Source organism: Herbiconiux sp. VKM Ac-1786 (genome assembly GCF_015350805.1).
Taxonomy (GTDB): domain Bacteria; phylum Actinomycetota; class Actinomycetes; order Actinomycetales; family Microbacteriaceae; genus Herbiconiux.
This window is the reverse complement of sequence record NZ_JADKSG010000001.1, coordinates 775,483-797,870: the sequence shown is the minus strand read 5'-3', so window position 1 is coordinate 797,870 and position 22,388 is coordinate 775,483. Positions and strand designations below refer to the sequence as shown.

The window sequence follows — 22,388 nt, the reverse complement described above, 5'->3', positions numbered from 1 at the left end:
CGGCGCCGATCGGCGCTGCGCCACGTTGGGGGAAAACTACATATGTCTGAATCGACGCCTGCCGGTTGGTATCCGGCACCGCACGCGAACAATGAGCTCCGGTACTGGGACGGGGCGTCGTGGCACGACCAGGTGCCGGCTCCGGCGGCACCCGTCCCCGTCGCCGTTCTGGAGGCTCCGCCGGTCGGAGCTCCGGCGGCTCCCTCTCGTGCGACGCCTCAGGGGCTCGCGATCGCCGCGCTCATCGTCGGGATCGTGGCGTTCCTCACGGGCCTGGTTCCCTGGCTCGGCCTGCTGCTCGGCGTCGGTGCCGTGCTGCTCGCCGTGTTCGCCCTGAAGAACAAGCAGCCCCGGGTGCTGGCTTTCATCGGACTGGCGCTCGGGGCCATCGCGGCTCTGACCGGTCTCATCGTCGCGATCGTCTTCGGCGCCGCGTTGAGCAACCCCACCTCGTCGGGCCAGGACGAGATCGTCGTGAGCGTGCCGCTCGAGACGTCGGTCGAGCAGACGGCCGCCCCGGCGGCGGAACCGGCAGCGACCGCGACCCCGGCTCCGAGCGCGGCCGAGCAGCCGGCCGCCGAACCGGAGCCGGCGAAGCCCGAGCCGGCGAAGCCCGCGGCGCCGGCCGCCGACCTGGGGTCGGCAACGAACCCCTATCCTCAGCCGTACGTGGCGAAGGGCATCTTCGGCGGCGAGAAGTACTCCCTCAGCGCCTCCGTCGTCGACGCGAACGCCAACGCCCTCGTCAAGGAGTGGAACCAGTTCAACAGTGACGCCCCGGCCGGGTTCAAGTACGTGGTCGTCCAGTTGACGATGACGGGGATCGATCCCGACGGCGTGGAGCCGTCGCTGGCCGAGTGGGACCTGTCGCTCGCCACGGCGGAGGGCAACCGCTACGACAGCGAGTTCCTCGTGCTGGGTGACGGGATGTCGTCGATGAGTGACGGTCCGACGCTCTACCCCGGGTCGTCCTTCACCGGGGTCACGGCCTACATCGTCCCCGAGGCGGCGCAGAGCTTCCTCATCTACGACAACGGCAATTTCATCTCGTTCTGACCCTGGTGCGGTGCAGCCGGGTCGGGATGCGGTCAGGTGCGGGCGGCCAGGAGCTCCTGCATGTACTGGATCTCGCCCGACTGGGCGAAGACGATGGCCTTCGCCAGGGCGGTGACGAGCGGGTTCGTGGTGCGGGAGAGCGCCGCCTCGGCCATCTCGACGCCGCCCTGGTGGTGGGCGATCATCAGCTGGAGGAAGAGGGTCTCGGCCTCGGTGCCGGTGAGGGAGGCGAGGCGGTCGAGGTCGGCGGAGGTCGCCATGCCCGGCATGGGCTCGCCGGGCACCATGGGCGCGGGAGTGCCGGTGGTGCCGGCCGCGGGGGCGACGGCGTCGCCGTCGGGGGAAGGCCCGGCCGTGGAGGCCGAGGCAGCGGCGCCGTGGCCGTGGGCGTCGGAGCCGTCGAGGGTGGGCTGGAGCATCCACGTCATCTCGGGCTGGGTCGAGGCCTGGGGGAGGCCCCAGGAGTTCAGCCACGCGTACATCTGGCCCGACTGCTGCGCCTGCGAGGTCGCGATGTCGTAGGCCAGCGAGCGGATGGCCGGGTCGTCGCTCTGGTCGCGGATGATCAGGGCCATCTGGACGGCCTGGTCGTGGTGGGTCTGCATGTCGCGGGCGAAGCCGGCCTCGACGCCGGTGTCCGTGGGCGTCGCGGTGCGGGGCGCGGCGAGCCAGCCGGCCGAGAACGCCACGACCGCCACGAGCACCGCGGCCACGATCGCCGCGAGGGTGAGGCGGCCGCGCGAGGGGCGCCGAGCATCCGGAGCCCCGGTCACCAGCGAGGAACCGGCGAGCGAGGAGTCAGCAGGCGTGGTGTCGGGCACCCGGCTCAGGCCACCTTGCCGGCCGCGTCGAGCCCGCCGGTGCACGCGGCGCCGGGCTCGGGGGCGTCGTTCGAGCGCCAGAACTTCTGCACGAAGTCGCCGAGGCGCTCGTCGTCGACACCGTCGAGGAAGACCTGGTTGCCCCAGGCGGAGGCGACGACGGGGGCGGCGATGCCCTCGTAGGGCGAGAGCACGACGTAGGTGTCGGGCAGCTTCGAGCGCAGGGTCTCGACGCCGGCCTCGTCGACGAGGGCGGGATCGTAGGTGACCCAGACGGCGCCGTGCTCGAGCGCGTGCACGGCATTCTCGTTGGGCACCTGCTGGTCGTAGACACCGCAGTTCAGCCAGACCGCGTTGTGGTCGCCGCCCGCCGGAGGAGTCTGCGCGTAGTCGACGGTGGTCGAGACGTGGTTCGAGGTGAGGTTGTCGTAGGTTTGCAGCTCGCCGATCGAGATCGACGCCGGGTCGACCTTGGGCTCGGCGCTCGTGACCACGAAGGTGATGACGAGTCCGAGCGCGATCAGGCCGGCCGCGGCACCGCCGAAGATGCCGATGCGGCGGTTGCGCTGCTGCTTCTTCTGCTGCGCGACCATCTGCGCGACCTTCTCGGCGCGGCGGGCTTCGCGCTCCTGCTTGACCGTGAGCTTCTTGGCCTGGTCTTTGGCCTTCGGGGGCACGGCGGAGGAGGAGGGTTCGGAGGGCACGGGTCTCATTTCGACGAACGGGAGCAGGGCAGGTTGAAGCGACAACCATTATGAGGATGCCGCAGCCGCCTATGAAAACGCAGTGAGCAGCGAAAAGCAGTGAGCAGCACCATAGCCCGCACGGCATGCGACTCGTGCGAGCATCGGGGCATGTTCAAGACGATCGCCCGGGGCCTCGCCCGTCCCCTCGCCGGCGCCGTCTACCGGCCCATCGTGATCGGGCGGGAGCTCGTTCCGCGCGAGGGCGCCGTGCTGCTGGCGAGCAACCACCTCAGCTTCATGGACAGCGTGGTGATCACCGTGATCGCCCCGCGCGACGTGCGCTTCCTCGCCAAGCAGGAGTACTTCACCGGCGAGGGGCTGAAGGGGCGCGTGTCGAAGACGTTCTTCGAGTCGATCGGCGCGATCCCGGTCGACCGCGAGAGCGCCACGGCGGCCCAGGACTCGCTCGAGCGCGGCCGCGAGGTGCTCGAGGCGGGCGGCGCGTTCGCCATCTATCCCGAGGGCACCCGCTCCCGCGACGGCCGGCTCTATCGGGGGCGCACGGGGGTCGCGTGGCTGGGCCTGACCACCGGATGCCCGATCGTGCCGGTCGCGCTGAGCGGCACCGAGAACCTCCAACCCGACGGCGCGCGCGTTCCCCGCGTGACGCCGGTGACCATCCGCTTCGGCGAGCCGATCGAGTCGGCGGGCTACGGCGAGGCCGGCTCGGCGCGGGCGCGACGGAGGCTGACCGACGACGTGATGGCGGCCATCGCCGCGATGTCGGGCCAGGAGCCCGCGAACGCCTACAACGAGCCGCCCGCCTCGGGCGTGGTCGAGCGCGTGCGCCGCGCGATGCACCGCAACGACCCGGGCGGCGCGACCCCCGACTGACCGGGGCCGGCCCGACCGCGCCCCGCCCGAGCACACCCCGGCCGGCCGGGCCCGCCCGGCGCGTACTGTTGCCGAATGACGACAGCGCGCTTCGGCCGGCGGGGCACCTTCTGGTCGGCCGCCGCGGTGCTCGCGCTCTGCCTCTGGTCCAGCGGCGCGGCGAGCGTGCTCTACCCGGTCTACGCCGCCGAGTGGTCGCTGCCGCCGGTGGTGACGACGTCGGTCTTCGGCGCCTACCCGGTGGCCCTGCTCGTCGTGCTGCTGCTGTTCGGCGGCATCAGCGACGCGATCGGCCGCCGCCGCGCCATGCTGATCGGCATCGCGCTGCTCACTGTCGCCGCGCTCGTGTTCGCGCTGGCGCCCAACGTCGGCTGGCTCTTCGCCGGCCGCATAATGCAGGGCGTCGGAACCGGGTTCGCCCTCGGCGCGGCCAGCGCCGCCCTGGTCGAGAACACGCTCTGGGCCAACCCGCGGCGGGCGAGCTCGATGACGACCGTCTCGACCTCCACCGGCCTCACGCTCGCGCTGGTCGTCTCGGGCCTCCTGGCCCAGTACGCCCCGCTGCCGCTCGTGCTCGGCTTCGTCGTGCTCGGCGCCCTCGCGCTCCTCGCCTTCGTCGCCGTGCTGCTGACTCCCGACGACCGTCCGGCAGCGGTGGCGGGTCAGGATGCGCGCTCCGCCCTCCGCCCGCAGGCCCTCCGCCTCCCGCGCGGCATCGCCCTGGCCTTCGCCGCGGCGACCCTCTCGGTCTCGACCGCCTACAGCATCGGTGCGATCTTCCTCTCGCTCGGCGCCCAGATGGCGCGGGAGCTGACCGGCACCACCGACCTCCTGGTGGTCGGCGCGCTGCTCGGCGTCTCCTCGGCGACCATCGGCGCGACGGCGCTGCTGCTCGGCCGGGTGCCCCCCGTGCCGGCCATCGTGACCGGCGGCGTGATCTCGCTGGCCGGCCTCGGCCTGATGGCGGCCACCGCCTCCTCGGGGTCGCTCCCGCTGTTCTTCGCCTGGTGCATCGTCGGCGGCGTGGGCTACTCCTTCTCCTTCACCGGCGGTCTCGGCCTCGCGAACCGGGCGGCCCCGTCGGCCCACCGAGGCGCCGTGCTGTCGCTCGTGTACCTCTTCTCCTACCTCCTCCAGGCGCTCACCGCGGTCGCGGCGGGCGCCGCGGCGACGGCCCTCGGTCTCGCGACCGCCGTCGACCTCGCGGCTCAGGCCCTCGCCGTGCTCGCCCTGGTGACGATCCTGCTGGCGGTCGCCGAGCGGATGCGCGGCCGCACCGCCCCGCGGGCCGACCCCGGCTCTTTGTCTGCCTCGGTGGGTGGATCCTGAGAACGACTGTGGGATGTCCACAGTGCTCCACGCACCCCCTCGCCCCCCGTTTGTAGGCCCGTCACCGGCCGTTTCGCCCTCGACGGCGCTCCTCCTACCGTGGAATCAGCCACGACGACGAGGATGACGATGACGAACACGATCGAGAACACGCAGGGCATCGACCCCAAGGCCGACACCGACGCCGCCCGCATCGACAGCGAGCTCGACGCCTCGGCCCGGTTGCCCAAGCGGGCCACGGGCAGCGGTGTGGTCGTCGCCCGCACCGACGTCGAGTGGCTCGGCCGCTACCTCCTCGGCACCTGGGCCGAGGTGCGGCTCGCCGCCCGCGAGCTCACCGCCCGTCCCGAGATGCAGCGCATCGAGGGCCAGAGCGTCGACGAGCACCGCGAACGCGTGTTCGGCCAGCTGAAGCTGCTGGTCGAGGACGGTCAGGTGCACCGCGCCTTCCCCAAGTCGGTCGGCGGCGAGGACGACCACGGCGGCAACATCGCGGGCTTCGAGGAGCTCGTCACCGCCGACCCGAGCCTGCAGATCAAGTCGGGCGTGCAGTGGGGCCTGTTCGGCGCCGCCGTGCTGCACCTCGGCACCGAGTACCACCACCGCACCTTCCTGCCCGGCATCATGAGCCTCGAGGTGCCCGGTGCCTTCGCCATGACCGAGACGGGGCACGGCTCCGACGTCGCCGCCATCGGCACCACGGCCACCTACGACGAGGCCACCGGCGAGTTCGTGATCGACACCCCGTTCCGGGGTGCCTGGAAGGACTACCTCGGCAACGCCGCGAAGCACGGCATCGCCGCGGTGCTCTTCGCGCAGCTGATCACGAAGAACGTCAACCACGGCGTGCACGCCTTCTACGTGCCGATCCGCGACGCGGCCACGGGCGAGTTCCTGCCCGGCATCGGCGGGGAGGACGACGGCCTGAAGGGCGGGCTGAACGGCATCGACAACGGGCGGCTGCACTTCGACGGTGTGCGCATCCCGCGGGAGAACCTGCTGAACCGCTACGGCGACGTCAGCGCCGACGGCGAGTACTCCAGTAGCATCGCGAGCCCCGGCCGCCGCTTCTTCACCATGCTCGGCACCCTCGTGCAGGGCCGCGTCTCGCTCGACGGCGCCTCGGTGGCCGCCGCGAAGATCGCGCTCACCATCGCCGTGACCTACGGCAACGAGCGCCGCCAGTTCACCGCGGGCAGCGACACCGACGAGGAGGTGCTGCTCGACTACCAGCTGCACCAGAAGCGCCTGATGCCCAAGCTCGCCACCACCTACGCCGCGAGCTTCGCCCACGAGCAGCTGCTGACGAAGTTCGACGAGGTGTTCTCGGGCGTCGCCGACACCGACGAGGGCCGGCAGGACCTGGAGACCCTCGCCGCGGCGCTCAAGCCGCTCAGCACCTGGCACGCGCTCGACACGCTGCAGGAGGCCCGCGAGGCCTGCGGCGGGGCCGGCTTCCTCGCCGAGAACCGCCTGGTCGGGCTCCGCGCCGACCTCGACGTCTACGCCACCTTCGAGGGTGACAACCACGTGCTGCTGCAGCTCGTCGCCAAGCGGCTGCTGAGCGACTACGGCCGCCGCTTCGCCAAGGCCGACTTCGGGGTGCTCGCCCGCTACGTCGTCGAGCAGGCCGCGGGTCGCACCGTCAACGGCTCCGGGCTCCGCTCCTTCGCGCAGACCGTCGCCGACCTCGGCTCGACCGCTCGCTCGGTCGGCCAGCTGCGCGAGTCGGCGGCCCAGCGCCAGCTGCTCACCGACCGGGTCGAGACGATGGTCGGCGAGGTCGCCGGCAAGCTCCGCCCTGCGGCCAAGCTGTCGAAGAAGGATGCGGCCGACCTGTTCAACCTGCACCAGTCCGAGATCATCGAAGCGGCCAGGGCCCATGCCGAGCTGCTGCAGTGGGAGGCGTTCACCGAGGCCATTGAGGGGTCGGACGGCACGAGCCCCGACGGCCTCGACGACGGCACCCGCGTCGTGCTGACCTGGCTCCGCGACCTGTTCGGCCTCGGCCTGATCGAGAAGCACCTCGCCTGGTACCTGATGAACGGCCGGCTCTCCCCGAGCCGCGCCCGCGCCGTGGGCCTCTACACCGAGCGGCTCTCGGCCCGCCTGCGCCCGCACGCGCAGGACCTGGTGAACGCCTTCGGCTACGGCCCCGAGCACATCCGCGCCTCGATCGCGAGCGGTGCCGAGAAGGCCCGTCAGAGCGAGGCCCGCGAGTACTACAAGGCCGCCCGGGCCGCCGGCACCCTTCCGGTGGAGGAGAAGAAGCAGAAGAAGACGTCGTAGGTTCGTACCCCGGTACCAGCCGCACGGCACCGGGGTCCGATGAGGGGCGGCACGGGCATCCGTAGCGTGGAATCGGCGCAGAGAGCGCGCGAATTACGAGCACAGGAGCACGAGAGCCCATGATCGAAGCCACCTCGTTGACCAAGCGCTACGGCGCCCGGACGGCCGTCGACAGCGTCGACTTCACGGTGCGCCCCGGGCAGGTGACGGGCTTCCTCGGCCCGAACGGCGCGGGCAAGTCCACCACGATGCGGATGATCGTCGGCCTCGACCGGCCGACCTCCGGCCGCGTCACCGTGAACGGCCGGCCCTACGCCGAGCACCGGGCGCCGCTCCGCGAGGTCGGCGCGCTGCTCGACGCGAAGGCGGTGCACACCGGCCGCTCGGCCCGCAACCACCTCCGCGCCATCGCGGCCACCCACGGCATCCCGGTGCGGCGGGTCGACGAGGTGATCGGCCTGACCGGCCTCGAGAGCGTCGCCCGCAAGCGCGTCGGCGGCTTCTCGCTCGGCATGGGGCAGCGGCTCGGCATCGCCGCAGCGCTGCTCGGCGACCCGGCCACCCTCATCCTCGACGAGCCCGTCAACGGCCTCGACCCCGAGGGCGTGCTCTGGGTGCGCGGCTTCGCCCGGCAGCTCGCGGCCGAGGGCCGCACGGTGCTGCTGTCGAGCCACCTGATGAGCGAGATGGCGCTGACCGCCGACCACATCATCGTGCTCGGCAAGGGGCGCGTGGTGGCGAACGCCCCGGTCGCCGACATCCTCGGCTCCACCGGCGGCTTCGTGCGCGTGCGCAGCCCGCGCATCGACGAGATCGCCGGCCGGCTCGGTCAGCCCGACATCACCGTCACGAGCGTCGACGCCACGACCATCGAGGTGCGCGGAGCCCGGGCCGAGGCGATCGGCGACGTGGCGGCGGCCCTCGGGGTGCCGCTGCACGAGCTGACCCTGGTGCAGGGCTCGCTCGAGGACGCGTACCTCTCGCTCACCCGCGACGAGGTCGAGTACCGCACGGGCGCCCTCACCGGTGAACCGGCCGCTGCCGTCACCGAGGAGGTGGCCCGATGAGCGCCGCGACGACCGCCCCCGCCACCGCGCGGGTCACGCTCCAGCCGGTTCCGGATGCGCGGCTGCGCTTCACCGGGATCCTCCGCAGCGAGTGGATCAAGCTGACCACCCTGCGCTCCACCGTCTGGGCGTACGCGATCCTGATCGCCCTGCAGATCGGCATGGGCGCGCTGCTCGTGCTCACCCAGCCCCAGGAGCTGACGGCGGCGGCCGGAGCCGACCCCGCCGCCGCCGCGCAGGCCGCCGTGCAGGTGTCGACCCTCGGCATCCTGTTCAACCAGCTCGTGATCTCGGTGCTCGGCGTGCTCGTCATCACCGGCGAGTACGGCACCGGGCAGATCCGCTCGAGCCTGACCGCGGTGCCCACGCGCCTTCCGGTGCTCTGGGCGAAGGCCCTGCTGTTCGGCGTCACGAGCTTCGTCGTCGGCCTGGTCTCGGTGCTGGCGAGCTACGCCGTGACCTGGCCGATGCTCCAGGCCAAGGGCGTCGAGAGCGACCTCGCCGACGTCGAGGTCTGGGGCCACCTGGTCGGCGCCGCCGGCTACCTCGCGCTGATCGGGCTCGTCGCCTTCTTCATCGGAGCCCTGCTGCGGCACACGGCGGGCGGGATCGCCGCGGCGGTCGGGCTGCTGCTCGTCGTGCCCTCGGTGATCTCGTTCATCGCCGCCGACTGGGCCTCGGTGCTCGCCGACTGGCTGCCCGGCTCGGCCGGCCAGACGCTGTTCTTCGGCGGCGGGGTCTTCGAGCCCTGGCAGTCCGTGCTGGTTATGCTCGGGTGGATCGCCCTGTTCGCAGTGCCCGCGGCGATCCTGATGCGCCGGAGGGATGCCTGACAGTGGTGACGACGGGGCCCTCGGGCCCGGGCATCCGGACCTCGGCGCCGGCGGTACCCCCGCCGAGCGCCGAGGACCTGCGTCTGCCCAAACCGCCGGGCTTCATCCGCTCGTTCTTCAACCGGCACCCGTGGCTGCTCGACGGATTGATCGCCGGCACCTACGCGGTGCCGATGGGCATCTGGGCGCTCGTGTCGGCCATCGCCGTGCTGGTCGGCTCCCCGTTCGGCGACGACCCGGTGACGAGCAGCCCGCTCTTCCCGGCGATGCTGCTCTACGGCGCGGCGGCCGTGGCGGTGGCGCTGCTGTTCCGCCGGCACGTGCCGGTGATCACGGCGGGCATCTGCATCGCTGCGATGCTGCTGCCCTCGCCCGACGGGCCGCAGCTCGACGTCTCGCCCGTGCTGTTCGCGTTGTACGCCCTGGCCGTCTATCGATCCACCCGAGCGGCCTGGATCGGCACCGCCGCGGCCGCGGGCACCGGCGTGCTGGCGACGGCGCTGCAGACCGGCGACCCGATCGCGACGGTGGCGTTCGGCATCCTGATCGCGTTCCTCTGCGTCATCGCGACCCTCGTCGGCATCACCTTCGGAAACCGGCGCCGCTACATCGACGCCCTGCTGGAGCGGGCCGCCCAGCTCGCCCGCGAGCGCGACCAGCGGGCCCAGCTCGCGGTCGCCTCCGAGCGCGCCCGCATCGCCCGGGAGATGCACGACATCGTCGCCCACAGCCTCACCGTGATCGTCGCGCTCAGCGACGGCGCCGAGGCGAGCCTCGCCCGCTCGGGCACGGCGCCCGCCTCGGCGCAGGAGGCCGTGCGGCAGACCGGTGCGACGGCCCGCCGGGCGCTCACCGACATGCGCCGCTCCCTCGGCGTGCTCGCCGACGACGACAGCGGGCCGGGCGTCGCCGGGTCGTCGCCCGCGGCCCTCGCCCCGCAGCCCGGCGTCACCGATCTGCCCGAGCTCGTCGCGACCTTCCGTGCGGCCGGTCTGCCGGTGCGCTTCACGAGCATCGGCAGCCCTCCTGCCGACTCGGTGCTGCAGCTCAGCGTCTACCGGGTCGTGCAGGAGGCCCTGACGAACGCGCTCCGCTACGCGATGGACGTCGACCGGGTCGACGTCGAGCTGCGCTACGACGCGGCCGGCATCTCGATCACGGTGCTCGACGACGGACTCGAGCCGGCGCGCGCCGCCGCCTCCGAGGGCTCGGGCCGTGGCCTGATCGGGCTGCGGGAGCGCGTGCAGGTGCACGGGGGCACGGTCACCGCCGGGCCGCTCGGCACCCGCGGCTGGCGCGTGGCGGCGCGGCTGGGCGACCCGGCGCCTGTTCCCGCGCCCACCTCACTCCCTCAGGAAGGCACCCCATGACCGACGCCCCCGCCCGCATCCGGGTGCTCCTCGTCGACGACCAGCAGCTCATCCGCCTCGGCATGCGCATGGTGATCGAGTCGTACGACGACCTCGAGGTCGTGGGCGAGGCCGGCGACGGCCGCGAGGCGATCGCCGCCACCGCCCGGCTCACCCCCGACGTCGTGCTGATGGACGTGCGGATGCCCGGGCTCGACGGCATCGAGGCCACCCGCGCCATCGTGGCGGCGAACCCCGCCAGCCGCATCATCATCCTCACCACCTTCGACCTCGACGAGTACGCCTTCGCGGGGCTCTCCGCGGGCGCCAGCGGCTTCCTGCTGAAGGACGCCCAGCCCGCCGAGCTCGTCGCCGCCATCCGCGCCGTCTCCTCGGGCGACGCCGCCGTCTCGCCGCGGGTCACCCGCAAGCTGCTCGAGCTCTTCGGCCCCCAGCTCCCGGCCGGTGGGGCGGATGCGCGTCCCGCCGACCCCGCGCCGGGCACCCCGGGCGCCGCTCCCGCCCTCCTCGCGACGCTCACCGAGCGCGAGCACGAGGTGCTCGTCGCCATGGCGGAGGGCCTGACGAACTCGGAGATCGCGGCACGCTTCTTCCTCTCGGAGTCGACGGTCAAGACCCACGTGGGGCGGGTGCTGATGAAGCTCGAGCTGCGCGACCGGGTGCAGGCCGTCATCTTCGCCTACGGGGCCGGGCTGGTCTGAGCCCGTGGAGCGGCGGAGCCTGCGGTTCGGTTGTCGGCCGCTTCCCATGACGCGCTCGACTCGCCCCGCTACGATCGGCCTCGTGGTCCCTGCACTCCGTCATCGCGCCGCGGCGGTCGCCCTCGTCGCCGTCACGGTGCTCGGGCTCGGCGCCTGCGCGTCCGGCCCCGACGACGACGGCCAGGCGGCCGGCGCGGGCACCGGCACGGGCACGGGCACGCCGAGCGCCACCGCGACCGCGACCCCGACGCCGAGCGCCACGGCGCAGGTCGACGCGGCCGTGCCGCCGCGCATCCGCCCCCTGCCCGCCGACCCCGTGTTCGACTACCAGCTCGGGGGTGCCTACGAACCCCCGGCCGGGGTCAACGTCGTCGCCCGCGACAGCACGGCGGCGCCCGCGACCGGCGTGTACAGCATCTGCTACGTCAACGGCTTCCAGAGCCAGCCGGGCGAGAACTGGCCCGAGGTGCTCGTGCTGCGCGACGACGAGGGCGAGCCGGTCGCCGACCCGGGCTGGCCCGACGAGACCATCTTCGACATCTCGACGCCCGACAACCGCGCGGCCCTCGCCGACAGAATCGCCGTGACGATCGCCGGCTGCGCGGGCAGCGGCTTCGACGCGGTCGAGTTCGACAACCTCGACTCCTACACCCGCTCCGACGGCGCCTTCGGGCTCGAGCAGGCGGTGCAGTTCGCCACGATGCTGGTGGGCATCGCGCACCAGAACGGTCTCGCGGCCGGGCAGAAGAACACGCCGGAGCTCGGCGCGCGCGGGCACACGCAGATCGGCTTCGACTTCGCGGTCGCCGAGGAGTGCCAGCGCTTCGCCGAGTGCGGCAGCTACACCGAGGTGTACGGCGCGCAGGTGCTCGACATCGAGTACGCCGGACACCTCAGCGGCACCTGGGCCGAGGTCTGCGCCGATCCGTCACGCCCCGCCGGCATCGTGCTGCGCGACCGGCCGCTCGCTCCGGCGGGGGCGAAGGGGCACGTGTACGACCGCTGCTGACACGGGGTCTTCACCGTCCGTTCACCTGGGCGTCGGCGCGGGTCACCGCAGCGCGCCTGCGGGGGCGTGCAGGATGAGGCGCAGGCGGTGGGGCGGTGCGGTTCCCGCGGAACGGGGCGGGCGTGAGGACGAGAAGCGGCGGGCGGGCATCCGGAGACCGGACGGACTCGACCCTGGTCGACACGATGCTGCTGTTCGACTGGAACGGCACGATCGTGATCGACTCCGACCACGCGCACGCGGCGCTGACCACGGTGCTCGCGCGGCGGGGGCTGCGGACGCTGGGGGAGGCGGAGTTCGCGCTGCGCTTCCGGCTGCCGCTCGGCGAGCTGCTGGAGCGGCTCGGGGTCGAGCCTGCCGACGTGCCGGCGGCCGAGGAGGAGTGGACGGCGGCGCTCGCCGAGTCGCGCACGCAGCTGCGCGAGGGGGCGGCCGACTGCCTGCGCGCCCTCGCCGGGGCGGGCGCGTGGCTCGGCGTGGTGTCGGGCGCCTCACCCTCGGCGGTGCGCTTCGACCAGCGCGCGCTGCAGGTGCCACCGGTCTGGAACTCGGTCGACACCGGCGTCGGCGACACCCTCGAACTGCTGCTGCGGCACCGGGCGGTGCGCGAGCGGGCGTTCTTCGTCGGCGACGACCCCGACGACCTGCGCTGCGCCTCGGTGGCCGGCTATCTGCCGGTGGGGGTGACGGATGCTCCCGCCGACGCCCCGGCCCTCCGCGCCGCCGGGGCGCTGCACGTCATCGGCGACCTCGACGAGCTGCCGGCGATCGTGGCCGCACCGCTCTCGGCCCGCCGGGTTCCGGCGCCTGCGGGTCAGCTGCTGAACGAGCCGTAGTCGAGCGAGTTCATCATGCCGACGGTGACGCTGACGATCCAGACGGTCACCGCGATGCCGATGATCAGGCTGAGGGCCAGCAGGGCGATCGACACCCACATCGGGGCGATGCCCCGGCCCGAGCGGCGACGCACCACGATGGAGCGGCCGATCGGGTAGACCGGCGCCGGGATGAACGCGAACGCCCAGTGGAACGGACGGTCGAACCCGCGGGCCAGCAGCCACTTGCGGTCGAAGAACGCGAGCACGACGCCGGCGCCGTAGATCAGCCAGCCGAACAGGGTGGCCACCGACTGGGCGAGCAGCGCGGCGCCCGAGAGGCCGCCGGTCATGCCCATGGTGTAGCCGCCGCTGCCGGACTGCAGCTCGTAGCGCATCATGTCCTCGAAGCCCGTGAACGACAGGGGCAGCAGCAGGAGGCTGAGCGCGGGGAGCAGGGTGAGGATCCAGATGAAGGGGCCGTACACCGGGGTGCCGGGGTCGACGCGGCGCGGCTCGGCGCCGGGGTGCGCGCCGTACGCCGGGGCGGTGGGGTAGGCGTACTGGCCGGGTGCCTGCGGCTGCTGCGACTGCGCGGGCTGCTGCGCCGCCTGGTGCGCGTGCGCGTCGTGCTGCTGCGCGGGCTGCACGTGGTCGCTCCAGCGCGATCCATCCCACCAGCGCAGGCCTCCCGACCCCGCCGGGTCGTCGTACCAGCCTGCTGCCGTGCCGCCCTGTCCATCCGTCTGGCTCACTGCGCCCCCTTCGTCACCCACAGCATAGAGGCCCCGCCGATCCGCCCGTCTGGGAGCCGGGCCGACACCCCCTGTGCGTCTCCCGATGTCGTCCGCCGGGTGGGCGTCCGGGTGCAGGCGGTATCCTCGAGGGGGTTGGCGACGGGACGGGCAGTGGGCGGCAGGGCATGACGAGCAGCACCGAGATCACTCCCGCGCTCGACGACTCCGTGCGGGTCGCGGGCGGGGTCGTGCGCATCCTCGACCGGCGGGTGTTCCCCGAGACCGTGAGCTGGGTCGAGGCCGGCGACGCCGAGCAGGTGGCCGAGGCCATCCGCGCCATGGTCACGCAGAGCTCCGGCCCGCTGTTCGCGGCCTACGCCGGGCTCGAGCTGACGGCGCTGCAGGTCGCGGGGCTGGGTCCCGAGGCGGCGCGCGAGCGGATGCGCGTGGCGGGGCTCGCGCTCGAGAGCGCCCGTCCGACCAACGGTCACCCCCGCGAGGCCGTGCACCGGGTGCTGGGCGACGTCGACGCGGCGCTGGCGGCGGCCCGCGCATCCGGAGCCGACGACGCCCGCGCCACCGCCGCCCTCGTCGAGGCCGCGGTCGAGAGCGCCCGGAGCGGGGCGCAGAGCTACCGCGACCGCAGCCGGCGGCTCGGCGTCGAGACGGCGGCGCTGCTGCCCGACGGGGCGCGCATCCTGACCCACTGCTGGATGGACACGTACCTGATCGAGTTCGTGCGCGCCTCCCGCGAGGCCGGCAAGCGGTTCGACTGGGTGGCCACCGAGACCCGGCCCTACCTGCAGGGCGCGCGGCTGACCGCGCACACGCTCGCGGAGTTCGGCGAGCACGTCACGCTGATCACCGACGGCATGGGCGCCGCCGCGCTCGCCCCGGGCTCGACGCTCGGGCCGATCGACGCGCTCGTCACCGCGGCCGACCGGGTCTCGCTCGACGGCAGTGTCGTGAACAAGGTCGGCACGCTCGGGCTCGCGGTCGCCGCGTCGGCGTTCGGGGTGCCGTTCTACGCGCTGGTGCAGGCTCCGGATGCGCAGGCGCTCACGGCCGCCGACATCGTGGTGGAGGAGCGCGACCCCGCGGAGGTGCTGCACACCCTCGGGCGGCGCACGGCCTCGGCGCTCGTGACCGACGCCTGGTACCCGGCGTTCGACGTGACGCCGGCGCGGTTCGTCAGCCGGATCGTGACCGACCGGGGGGCGTTCGAGCCCGGGCGGGTGGGGTCGTACTACGCGGAGGGTGCGCGATGAGCGCCGCCTACGAGCTGCTCGTCGGGCGCGACGACGTGGTGGGCTACCTCGACGGGGCCGGGCTGCTCGGGCGGATCGCCACCTCGGCCGCGGATGTGCGGGTGGACGAGGTGACCGCCGGGAACATGAACCGCGTCTTCATCGCGCGCGGCCCGCTCGGCAGCCTCGCCGTGAAGCAGGCGCCGCCGTGGGTGCAGGTCGTCGGGCCCGACTGGCCGGTCGACCCGGGGCGCATCGCGTCCGAGGCCCGCACCTACGAGCGGCTGGCCGAGCGGGTGCCCGAGTCGATCCCCGCGATCGTCGCGTTCGACCCCGAGCGCTACGTGCTCGTGATGGAGGACCTGAGCGCCCTCGACGTGCTGCGCGACGCCCTCGTGCGGCAGGTCGTGTCGGGATCCGACGCGGTCGACATCGACTACGCCGGCCTCGGCGAGGTCGTCGGGCGGTTCGTCGCCGAGCTCGCCGCCTCCACCACGGTCGCGGCGCTCGGCCCGGCCGCGCACGCCGAACTGGTGGAGACGGCCGCGAACCCCGAGCTCTGCCGCATGACACTCGATGTCGTGCTCGACGAGCCCTACCGGCGGCACGAGCACAACCACTGGCACGCGGCGCTCGACGGGCGCGTCGCGGCCCTCTACGACGACGAGCGGATGCGCGCGGCCGTCGCGAGCATCCGGCACGACTTCGAGACGCGGCACGAGGCGCTGATCCACGGCGACCTGCACACCGGATCGGTGATGATCGGGCGGCCGACCGGGGCGCAGCGGGTGGTCGTGTTCGACCCCGAGTTCAGCTTCGTGGGGCCGATCGGCATGGACCTCGGACTGTTCTGGGCGAACCTCGAGCTGGCCGCGATCGCGGCCGACGCGGTGGGGCAGCCGGCGCTCGCCGCGGCCCGGCGCTCGGCGATCGACACCAGCTGGGACGCGTTCGCCGAGGTCTGGGACGCGGCCGGTGCCGCGTCGCCGTCGCTCGCCGCGATCTCGCGCGACGCCTGGCGCTTCGCCGGCGTCGAGGGGATGCGCCGCGCCGTCGGCTTCTCGCACGCCGCCGACATCGAGTCGCTGCCCGGGGCCGTGCTCGGGCAGGCGTCGATCCGTCTCTTCGACGCGGCCCGGCACCACGTGCTGACGGGCGAGGCCCTGCCCGCATCCTGACGCCGACGGCGTGCGCCGCGCGCCGACCGACCGCCGACCCGCCACCCACCCGCCGCCGACCTCCCGCCGACCCGCTACCGCCCGACCTCCCGCCCGACCCGCTACCGCCCGACCTCCAACCACCGACGCGAAGGAACGACCGTGACCATCGAGAACCCGCCGGCCCCCACCCCCGACCCGCTGATGGTGACGGCGCGCTGCCTCGTCGTCGACCTGGAGGGCACGACGAGTGCGGCCGGGTTCATCCTCGGCGACCTCTACGACTACGCGCGGCCCCGGCTCGCGGCGTGGATCGACGAGCACGCCGACGACGCCGCGATCGCCGAGGCGCGGGAGCAGGTCATCCGCGATGCGGCGCTGCCCGCCGACGCCACGACCGACGCCGTGGTCGCCGTGCTGCACGAGTGGATGGAGCAGGACGTCAAGGCCACGCCGCTGAAGACCATCCAGGGCCAGATCTGGGCCGAGGGCTTCGCGCGGGACGAGATCTCGTCGCACTTCTTCGACGACGTCATCCCGAAGCTGCGCGACTGGCACGAGCACGGCGTCGCGCTCGCAGTGTTCTCGTCGGGGTCGGTGGCGTCGCAGGTGCCGTGGTTCCGGCACTCGCCCGAGGGCGACCTGACGCCGCTGATCACCGACTACTTCGACACGATCAAGGCCGGCCCGAAGAAGGAGGCCGCCTCGTACGACGCGATCGCCTCGGCGCTCGGCGTCCCGGCTGCGGAGCTCGTGTTCTTCACGGACAACCCCGGGGAGGTCGCGGCGGCGCTCGAGGCCGGGTGGCAGGTCGTCGCGTTCTCGCGCGAGGGCGAGCCGTTTTTCGAGGCCGGCTTCGGCACAGCCACCGTCGTCACCTCGTTCGCCGACGTGGAGGTCGTGGCGCCGTGAGCACCGGCTCGACGCACGGCGGCACGGCGCCGGCCGGCGCGACGCACGGCGGCTCGACGCACGGGGTGACGGCCGGCTCGCTGCGGTCGGCCGGGGTCGCGCTCGCCGCCGAGTCGGCCCGCTTCGCCGCGCTCGGCTGGATGCCCGGCACAGCCGGCAACCTCTCGGTGACCCTCGACCGCGACCCGCTGCGGCTCGCGGTCACCGCCTCGGGCCTCGACAAGGGCGAGCTCACCGCCTCGGACATCGTCGTCGTCGACGAGCACGGCGACTGGGCCGCCGACTCCTCGGCGCTCACCTCCTCGCTCGGGCTCGCGCGGAAGCCCTCCGCCGAGGCCGGCCTGCACGCCCGGATCGCCGCGGTCACGGGCGCCGGCGCGGGCATCCACGTGCACGCCCTCGCCGCCGTGCGCGCCGGCCACCGCTGGCCCGAGGGCGTCGAGCTCGAGGACCTCGAGATGCTGAAGGGCATCGGCCACTCCGCCCACGGCGAGCGCGTGATCATCCCCGTCGTGCAGAACCACCAGGACATGCGCGTGCTCGGCGACGACTTCGAGCGCGTCTACCGCCCGGCGGCCGACGGCGTCGCCGAGGTGCCGGCGCTGATCGTCGCCTCGCACGGCATCTACGCGTGGGGCGCCGACCTGCGCCAGGCCCGCTGGCACCTCGAGCTCACCGAGGCCCTCCTGCAGATCGCCCTCGCGACCCGCTGACCCCACCCCGCGCCCCGCCCGCGCCCCACTCCACCCCCCCCGCCCGGACGGGGCCGGGTCGCGCAAGCGGCCCTTCGTTCGCGCCACAAGGGCCCTTTGCGCGACCGCGCCGCGGAGCATCCGCTGCCCGGATGCGGACCAGTCAGGGGCCGCCGAGCCAGTGGTCGATGCGGTGGTGGTCGGGGGAGAAGCCGTGGGCGACGCCCCAGAGCACGGCCTGCGTGCGGCTGGCCGCGCCGATGCGGCGGTAGATCTCGCGGATGTACGACTTGATCGTGTTGACGCTGAGGTAGGTGAGCGCGGCGACCTCGGCGTTGCTCTTGCCCTGCGTGATCAGGGCGAGGATCTCGGACTCGCGCTCGGTGAAGCCCTCGTGCCGGCCCGGCCAGTCGAGCCCGGGGGCGCTGCCGACCCGCTTGCTCGGCGGCTCGCTGACCACGCGCTCGCCCGCGTGCACCGCCTCGAGCGCGGCCACGAGTTCGCGGGCGGGCAGCGTCTTGGAGAGGTAGCCGTGGGTGCCCTGCGTGCGGGCGCTCTCCACGAGCTCGGGCTGGAAGTTCCAGGTGTAGACGACCACGCGGCTCGCCCGCGGGTTCTTCACGAGGGCGGCGAGCTCCTGGCGATCCGACTCGGGTTGGGCGAAGGAGTCGTAGAGCACGATGTCGACCTCGTCGCTGAGCTCGGCGTTCGCGTCGATCTCGCAGATGACGATGCGGTCGCGGTAGCGGTCGAACATGTGCGCGAGGCCCGTGAGCACGACGTCGTAGTCGTCGACGAGGGCCACGCGGATGGGCTGCTTCGTCGAATCGGTCACACTCCGAACCTACCCCGGTGCCGGGATGCGAAGACCACCCCTAGGGGTGTCCCGGTACACCTCGGAGGGTGGTTCGCTGAACGGAGTCGCTCAGAACCGGGCGCACGAACGAAGGAAGACATCATGCTCGGACTCATCATCAGCCTCCTCGTCATCGGCCTCATCGCCGGTGCGCTCGCCCGACTGATCGTCCCCGGTCGGCAGAGCATCTCCATCCCCATGACCATCCTGCTCGGAGTCATCGGCTCGTTCGTCGGTGGCTTCCTCGGCTTCCTGATCTTCCAGCGCGACCCGATGGACGGCTTCTTCCAGCCCGCCGGGATCATCGGCTCGATCATCGGCGCGATCATCGTGCTGCTGATCTGGACCCGCTTCGCCGGGCGCAGCGCCGCGCGTCGCTGAGCGCATCCACTCGGGCCCCTCGGGGTCGCGCGAACGGCCCTTCCCCTGTCGGGGGAGGGCCGTTTGCGCTACCCGGCCCGCCTTGGGGGCGGGTGGGCAGGGTCAGGTGGGGAGGCCGAAGGCCTGGGTGAGCACGTGCGCGGTGAAGTGCGCGTCCACGGGCAGCGGGGCGCCGTCGAGCGAGCGGATGGGCGCGAGCAGGCGACCGCTCGAGCAGAGCCAGGCCGCGTCCGCGGTCGTGAGGTCGTCGGGCGTCAGCACGGCCTCCTCGGCCGTGAGGCCCTGGGCGCGCACGGTGTCGAAGAACGCGGCCTGCGTCGTGCCGGCCAGGATGCCGAGGTCGGTGCGCGGGGTGCGGAACACGTCACCGTGGCGCACGACGACGTTCGCCGTCGGACCCTCCAGCAGCACGCCGTCGGTCGAGACGAACACCACGTCGTCGGCGTCCCGGCGGGCGGCCTCGCGGAGCGCCGCCTTGTTGAGGGCGTAGGAGAGGGTCTTGGCACCCTGCAGCAGCCACGGCGCGGTCTGCGCGATGTCGCTGCGGTAGCCGCGATCCAGCAGCACGACGCGTACGCCGTCGCGCCGGGCCGCGGTGTGGTCGGCGCCCTCGAGCACCTGCACCCAGCCCGTCGGGCCGTCGATCGTGTGGGCGGGGGTCTCGACGCCGCGGCTGTGGAACAGCTTCACCAGCAGCTCGGGCGCGGGGGCGTGAGCGGCGAGGGCCGTGTGCGCCGCCGCCTCGAAGGCGGCGAGATCGGGTGGCGGGAGCTCGAGCAGCTCGGCCGAGTGGGCGAGGCGGGCGAGGTGCCGGGGCAGCTCGATCAGGCGGCCGCCGACGACGCCGATCGACTCGAACACGCCGTCACCGCGGGTGACCGCGAGGTCGGCGACGTTCACCGCGGCGTCCGACTGGGGCACGGGCACGAGGGGGGCGGATGCGCGGCCGTTCCCGCCCGCCAGGAACACCACCACGTCGTCGTTCTGCACGGTCGTCGGTTCGGTCATGGTGGGTGCTCCTCGTGTCGTGCGGGCCGCGCATCCGTTCGCCGGGCCCCTGACAGTCTCACCCACGACTACCGCTCAGCGGAGCAACGCAACAGGATGGGGGCATGAGAATCGACCTGAGTTCGAAGACCGCCCTCGTGACCGGCAGCACGTCGGGCATCGGTTTCGCCATCGCGCAGGGGCTCGCCGCGGCCGGGGCCGACGTGGTCGTGAACGGGCGATCGGCGGAGCGGGTGGCGGAGGCGGTCGAGCGGCTGCGGGGCGAGCATCCGGATGCCGTGATCTCGGGGGTCGACGCCGACATCACGAGCGACGAGGGCACAGCCCGGCTGCTCGAGCGGGTGCCCGCGGTCGACGTGCTGGTGAACAACCTCGGCATCTTCGGGGAGGCGTCGGCGCTCGAGATCCCCGACGAGGAGTGGCGGCGGTACTTCGACACGAACGTGATGACGGCGGTGCGGCTGATCAGGCACTACCTGCCCGGCATGATCGAGGGCGGCTGGGGGCGGGTGCTCGACATCGCGAGCGACTCGGCGCTGGTGATCCCGGCCGAGATGATCCACTACGGGGTGTCGAAGACGGCGCTGCTCGCGGTGTCGCGCGGGTTCGCGAAGGCGGCGGCGGGCACGGGCGTGACAGTGAACTCGGTGATCGCGGGGCCGACGCACACCGGCGGCGTGGAGGACTTCGTCTACCAGCTCGTCTCGAAGGACCTCGACTGGGACGAGGCGCAGCGCGAGTTCATGCGCGTGCACCGTCCGCAGTCGCTGCTGCAGCGGTTGATCGAGCCGGTCGAGATCGCGAACCTCGTGGTGTACCTCGCGTCGCCGCTCGCCTCGGCGACGACGGGGGCGGCGGTGCGGGTCGACGGGGGGTACGTCGACTCGATCGTGCCCTAGGCCTCACGGCGGATGCGCGGCGGGCCGGTCGCGCGGTGTGGCGGTTTCGGCGCGGGCCGGCCGGGCAGTGGATGCACGGCGGGGCGGGTCGCGCGGGCGGCGGTCTTGGCGTGGGGTGGCCGGGCGGCGATGCGCGGCGGGGCTGGGCGCGGGTGACGGCGGCGCGGGCGTGGGTGCCTCGCGACGGTGCGGCGGGGCTGGGCGCGTGTGGGGTCGGTGGCGGCGCGGGGGCCGCGGCTAGCGCGGGGTGCGGGTCGCGCGGAGGGTCGCGAGGGACTCGGCCGCCAGGGCGTCGACGTCGGCGATGCCGTGGCGGGTGAGGGCGAGCGAGCGGCCGGCGTGCAGCACGCCGCGGGCCGCGCCCTCGCGCTGGGCGGGCGGCAGGGTCTCGATGTCGCTCGCCTTCGCGAACCCTACGATGCGCCGCACGGCCTTCGCGGCCGCGAACACCGCGGCATCGTCGCGGATGCCCGCCAGCAGCTGCTCGAGCACCTCGTCGCCCCACACCCGCGGGTCGAGCCGCTCGGGCCAGAGCGCCCGGTACTCGCGCTCGAAGGCTCCCCAGAGGCGGCCGGGGAGGGACAGCACGAGCTCGGCGCGATCCGGTTCGCCGAGGGCCTCGGCGCGGGCCGCCGCCAGGATCAGGTTCGCCCAGAGAGCGCCGAGGTCGAACCCCGTCGGGCCCACGAAGCCGAACTCGCTGTCGAACGCGCGCACGGAGGCTCGAGCATCCGTCGCCCCCTCGAAACCACCGGCCGGCCGCACGAACACCGACCCGGTGTGCAGGTCGCCGTGGATGAGCGACTGCGCGGTCGTCATGAAGCGGAACTTCGCCAGCCCCATCTCGCGCACGAGCGCCCGGTCGGCCCGGAGCGCCGCCACGTCGGGCTCGTTCGCCGGCAGCACCTTGTTGTGCGGGTGCTCGACGTACGGCTCGGTGAAGACGAGGTCTTCGGTGATCTGCGCGAGCTCGGGGTTCACCGCACGGGCGACGAGGGCCTTGTGCTCGAGCGGGTCAAGGCCGAGCGGCGAGGTCGCGAAGGCGGTGCGGGCCACGTAGGCGCCGATGGCGTCGGCCGCGTACTCGTGCACCCGGCCGGCGTTCAGCTCGGTGCGCCAGACCCGGTGGTCGGACAGGTTCTCGATCGCCAGCACGTAGTGCTCGTGGTCGAAGTCGTAGAGGGCGGGCACGTGCTCGGCGTCGGCGCGCTGGTGCTCGCCCAGCACGGTGGCCTCGCGGGCCGAGCGCTCGCGGGTCATCGGCCACGACGGGTCGGTGCGCACGTGGGGCAGCGACTGCTTCAGAACGACGGATGCTCCGCCCGCGTCCTCGACGATGAAGACGAGGTTGAGGTTGCCGTCGCCGACCTCCCGCACCGACGCGATGCGGTCGGCGTCGATCACGGCGGCGAGGGCGCGACGGCTCGCGAGGTAGGCGGCGACGGTGTCGGCGGTGAGCTGGGTGAAGTCGGTCATCGTGGTCCTGGTGGTCCTGGTGGTCCTGGTGGTCCTGGTGGTCCTGGTGGGGTTCGGGCGGCGGCGGTGGTGTCGGTCGGCTGGTGTGTGTGGTGGCGGGTGCGGGGTGGTGGTCGTGTGGGTGGTGGGGCTGGTGGTGCTCGTGCGGGTGGG

22 protein-coding genes are annotated in these 22,388 nt (G+C 73.3%); 16 read left to right on the top strand and 6 right to left on the bottom strand.

Going from position 1 to position 22,388, the window contains the following annotated elements:
- Positions 1-42 precede the first annotated feature (42 nt).
- Positions 43-1,056, top strand: coding sequence for a DUF2510 domain-containing protein (locus ITJ64_RS03945; RefSeq protein ID WP_194679457.1), 1,014 nt, complete (start codon positions 43-45; stop codon positions 1,054-1,056).
- Between the two features lie 32 nt (positions 1,057-1,088).
- Here the strand turns inward: ITJ64_RS03945 and ITJ64_RS03940 are convergent, their stop codons facing one another.
- A complete protein-coding gene (locus ITJ64_RS03940; RefSeq protein WP_370545020.1) occupies positions 1,089-1,877 on the bottom strand; it encodes a DUF305 domain-containing protein in 789 nt (262 codons plus the stop codon).
- 5 nt (positions 1,878-1,882) lie between these two features.
- On the bottom strand, positions 1,883-2,590 hold the full coding sequence (locus tag ITJ64_RS03935; RefSeq protein ID WP_194679456.1) for a DUF3105 domain-containing protein: 708 nt from the start codon (positions 2,588-2,590) through the stop codon (positions 1,883-1,885).
- A gap of 141 nt (positions 2,591-2,731) precedes the next feature.
- Between ITJ64_RS03935 and ITJ64_RS03930 the strand changes: the two genes are divergently transcribed.
- From ITJ64_RS03930 to ITJ64_RS03890, 9 genes are all read left to right on the top strand, one after another.
- Complete coding sequence (locus ITJ64_RS03930) at positions 2,732-3,457, top strand: 1-acyl-sn-glycerol-3-phosphate acyltransferase (protein WP_194679455.1); 726 nt, start codon at positions 2,732-2,734, stop codon at positions 3,455-3,457.
- Positions 3,458-3,532: 75 nt separating this feature from the next.
- Positions 3,533-4,786, top strand: coding sequence for an MFS transporter (locus ITJ64_RS03925; protein ID WP_228507651.1), 1,254 nt, complete (start codon positions 3,533-3,535; stop codon positions 4,784-4,786).
- A gap of 129 nt (positions 4,787-4,915) precedes the next feature.
- Entirely contained in the window at positions 4,916-7,075 is a 2,160-nt protein-coding gene (locus ITJ64_RS03920; RefSeq protein ID WP_194679454.1) for an acyl-CoA dehydrogenase, read from the top strand.
- A 119-nt stretch (positions 7,076-7,194) separates the two neighbouring features.
- On the top strand, positions 7,195-8,142 hold the full coding sequence (locus ITJ64_RS03915; protein WP_194679453.1) for an ABC transporter ATP-binding protein: 948 nt from the start codon (positions 7,195-7,197) through the stop codon (positions 8,140-8,142).
- Positions 8,139-8,975, top strand: coding sequence for an ABC transporter permease (locus tag ITJ64_RS03910; RefSeq protein WP_194679452.1), 837 nt, complete (start codon positions 8,139-8,141; stop codon positions 8,973-8,975). Before ITJ64_RS03915 ends, ITJ64_RS03910 begins: the two co-directional genes overlap by 4 nt.
- A 5-nt stretch (positions 8,976-8,980) precedes the next feature.
- On the top strand, positions 8,981-10,345 hold the full coding sequence (locus ITJ64_RS03905) for a sensor histidine kinase (protein WP_370545019.1): 1,365 nt from the start codon (positions 8,981-8,983) through the stop codon (positions 10,343-10,345).
- Positions 10,342-11,046 carry a response regulator transcription factor gene (locus ITJ64_RS03900; protein ID WP_194679451.1) on the top strand — a complete coding sequence of 235 codons (705 nt, stop codon included), beginning with the start codon at positions 10,342-10,344 and terminating at the stop codon, positions 11,044-11,046. The genes ITJ64_RS03905 and ITJ64_RS03900 overlap by 4 nt, the downstream gene beginning before the upstream one ends.
- 82 nt (positions 11,047-11,128) lie before the next feature.
- Complete coding sequence (locus ITJ64_RS03895) at positions 11,129-12,055, top strand: endo alpha-1,4 polygalactosaminidase (RefSeq protein WP_370545018.1); 927 nt, start codon at positions 11,129-11,131, stop codon at positions 12,053-12,055.
- Positions 12,056-12,177: 122 nt separating this feature from the next.
- Positions 12,178-12,891, top strand: a complete 714-nt coding sequence (locus ITJ64_RS03890) for an HAD hydrolase-like protein (protein ID WP_194679449.1) — start codon at positions 12,178-12,180, stop codon at positions 12,889-12,891.
- Here ITJ64_RS03890 and ITJ64_RS03885 read toward each other — a convergent pair.
- Positions 12,870-13,625, bottom strand: coding sequence for a DUF2510 domain-containing protein (locus ITJ64_RS03885; protein WP_194679448.1), 756 nt, complete (start codon positions 13,623-13,625; stop codon positions 12,870-12,872). The two genes, ITJ64_RS03890 and ITJ64_RS03885, sit on opposite strands and share 22 nt — an antisense overlap.
- A gap of 167 nt (positions 13,626-13,792) precedes the next feature.
- On the opposite strand from ITJ64_RS03885, the gene ITJ64_RS03880 reads away from it, so the two are divergent.
- The 4 genes from ITJ64_RS03880 (at position 13,793) to mtnB (ending at position 17,636) form a co-directional block, all read left to right on the top strand.
- On the top strand, positions 13,793-14,875 hold the full coding sequence (locus ITJ64_RS03880; RefSeq protein ID WP_194679447.1) for a methylthioribose-1-phosphate isomerase: 1,083 nt from the start codon (positions 13,793-13,795) through the stop codon (positions 14,873-14,875).
- Positions 14,872-16,032 carry a phosphotransferase gene (locus tag ITJ64_RS03875; protein ID WP_194679446.1) on the top strand — a complete coding sequence of 387 codons (1,161 nt, stop codon included), beginning with the start codon at positions 14,872-14,874 and terminating at the stop codon, positions 16,030-16,032. The genes ITJ64_RS03880 and ITJ64_RS03875 overlap by 4 nt, the downstream gene beginning before the upstream one ends.
- A 141-nt stretch (positions 16,033-16,173) precedes the next feature.
- Positions 16,174-16,923 (top strand): acireductone synthase, encoded by a 750-nt coding sequence (gene mtnC / locus ITJ64_RS03870; protein ID WP_370545017.1) that lies wholly within the window; start codon positions 16,174-16,176, stop codon positions 16,921-16,923.
- Positions 16,920-17,636, top strand: a complete 717-nt coding sequence (gene mtnB, locus ITJ64_RS03865; RefSeq protein WP_370545016.1) for a methylthioribulose 1-phosphate dehydratase — start codon at positions 16,920-16,922, stop codon at positions 17,634-17,636. Before mtnC ends, mtnB begins: the two co-directional genes overlap by 4 nt.
- Positions 17,637-17,778: 142 nt before the next feature.
- Here mtnB and ITJ64_RS03860 read toward each other — a convergent pair whose 3' ends face one another.
- Positions 17,779-18,450 (bottom strand): response regulator transcription factor, encoded by a 672-nt coding sequence (locus ITJ64_RS03860; RefSeq protein WP_370545015.1) that lies wholly within the window; start codon positions 18,448-18,450, stop codon positions 17,779-17,781.
- A 123-nt stretch (positions 18,451-18,573) separates the two neighbouring features.
- Here ITJ64_RS03860 and ITJ64_RS03855 point away from each other — a divergent pair, with 123 nt between their 5' ends.
- Positions 18,574-18,852: a GlsB/YeaQ/YmgE family stress response membrane protein gene (locus tag ITJ64_RS03855; RefSeq protein WP_194679445.1), complete on the top strand. Its 279-nt coding sequence runs from the start codon at positions 18,574-18,576 to the stop codon at positions 18,850-18,852.
- 102 nt (positions 18,853-18,954) lie between these two features.
- On the opposite strand, the gene ITJ64_RS03850 is transcribed toward ITJ64_RS03855, so the two are convergent.
- Positions 18,955-19,860, bottom strand: coding sequence for an aminotransferase class IV (locus tag ITJ64_RS03850; protein WP_194679444.1), 906 nt, complete (start codon positions 19,858-19,860; stop codon positions 18,955-18,957).
- A 104-nt stretch (positions 19,861-19,964) separates the two neighbouring features.
- On the opposite strand from ITJ64_RS03850, the gene ITJ64_RS03845 reads away from it, so the two are divergent.
- The gene (locus ITJ64_RS03845; protein ID WP_194679443.1) at positions 19,965-20,759 is read left to right on the top strand and encodes an SDR family NAD(P)-dependent oxidoreductase; all 795 of its coding nucleotides are present in this window, start codon (positions 19,965-19,967) and stop codon (positions 20,757-20,759) included.
- 237 nt (positions 20,760-20,996) lie between these two features.
- Here the strand turns inward: ITJ64_RS03845 and mtnK are convergent, their stop codons facing one another.
- Positions 20,997-22,235, bottom strand: a complete 1,239-nt coding sequence (mtnK, locus tag ITJ64_RS03840; RefSeq protein ID WP_194679442.1) for an S-methyl-5-thioribose kinase — start codon at positions 22,233-22,235, stop codon at positions 20,997-20,999.
- Between the last annotated feature and the right edge of the window lie 153 nt (positions 22,236-22,388).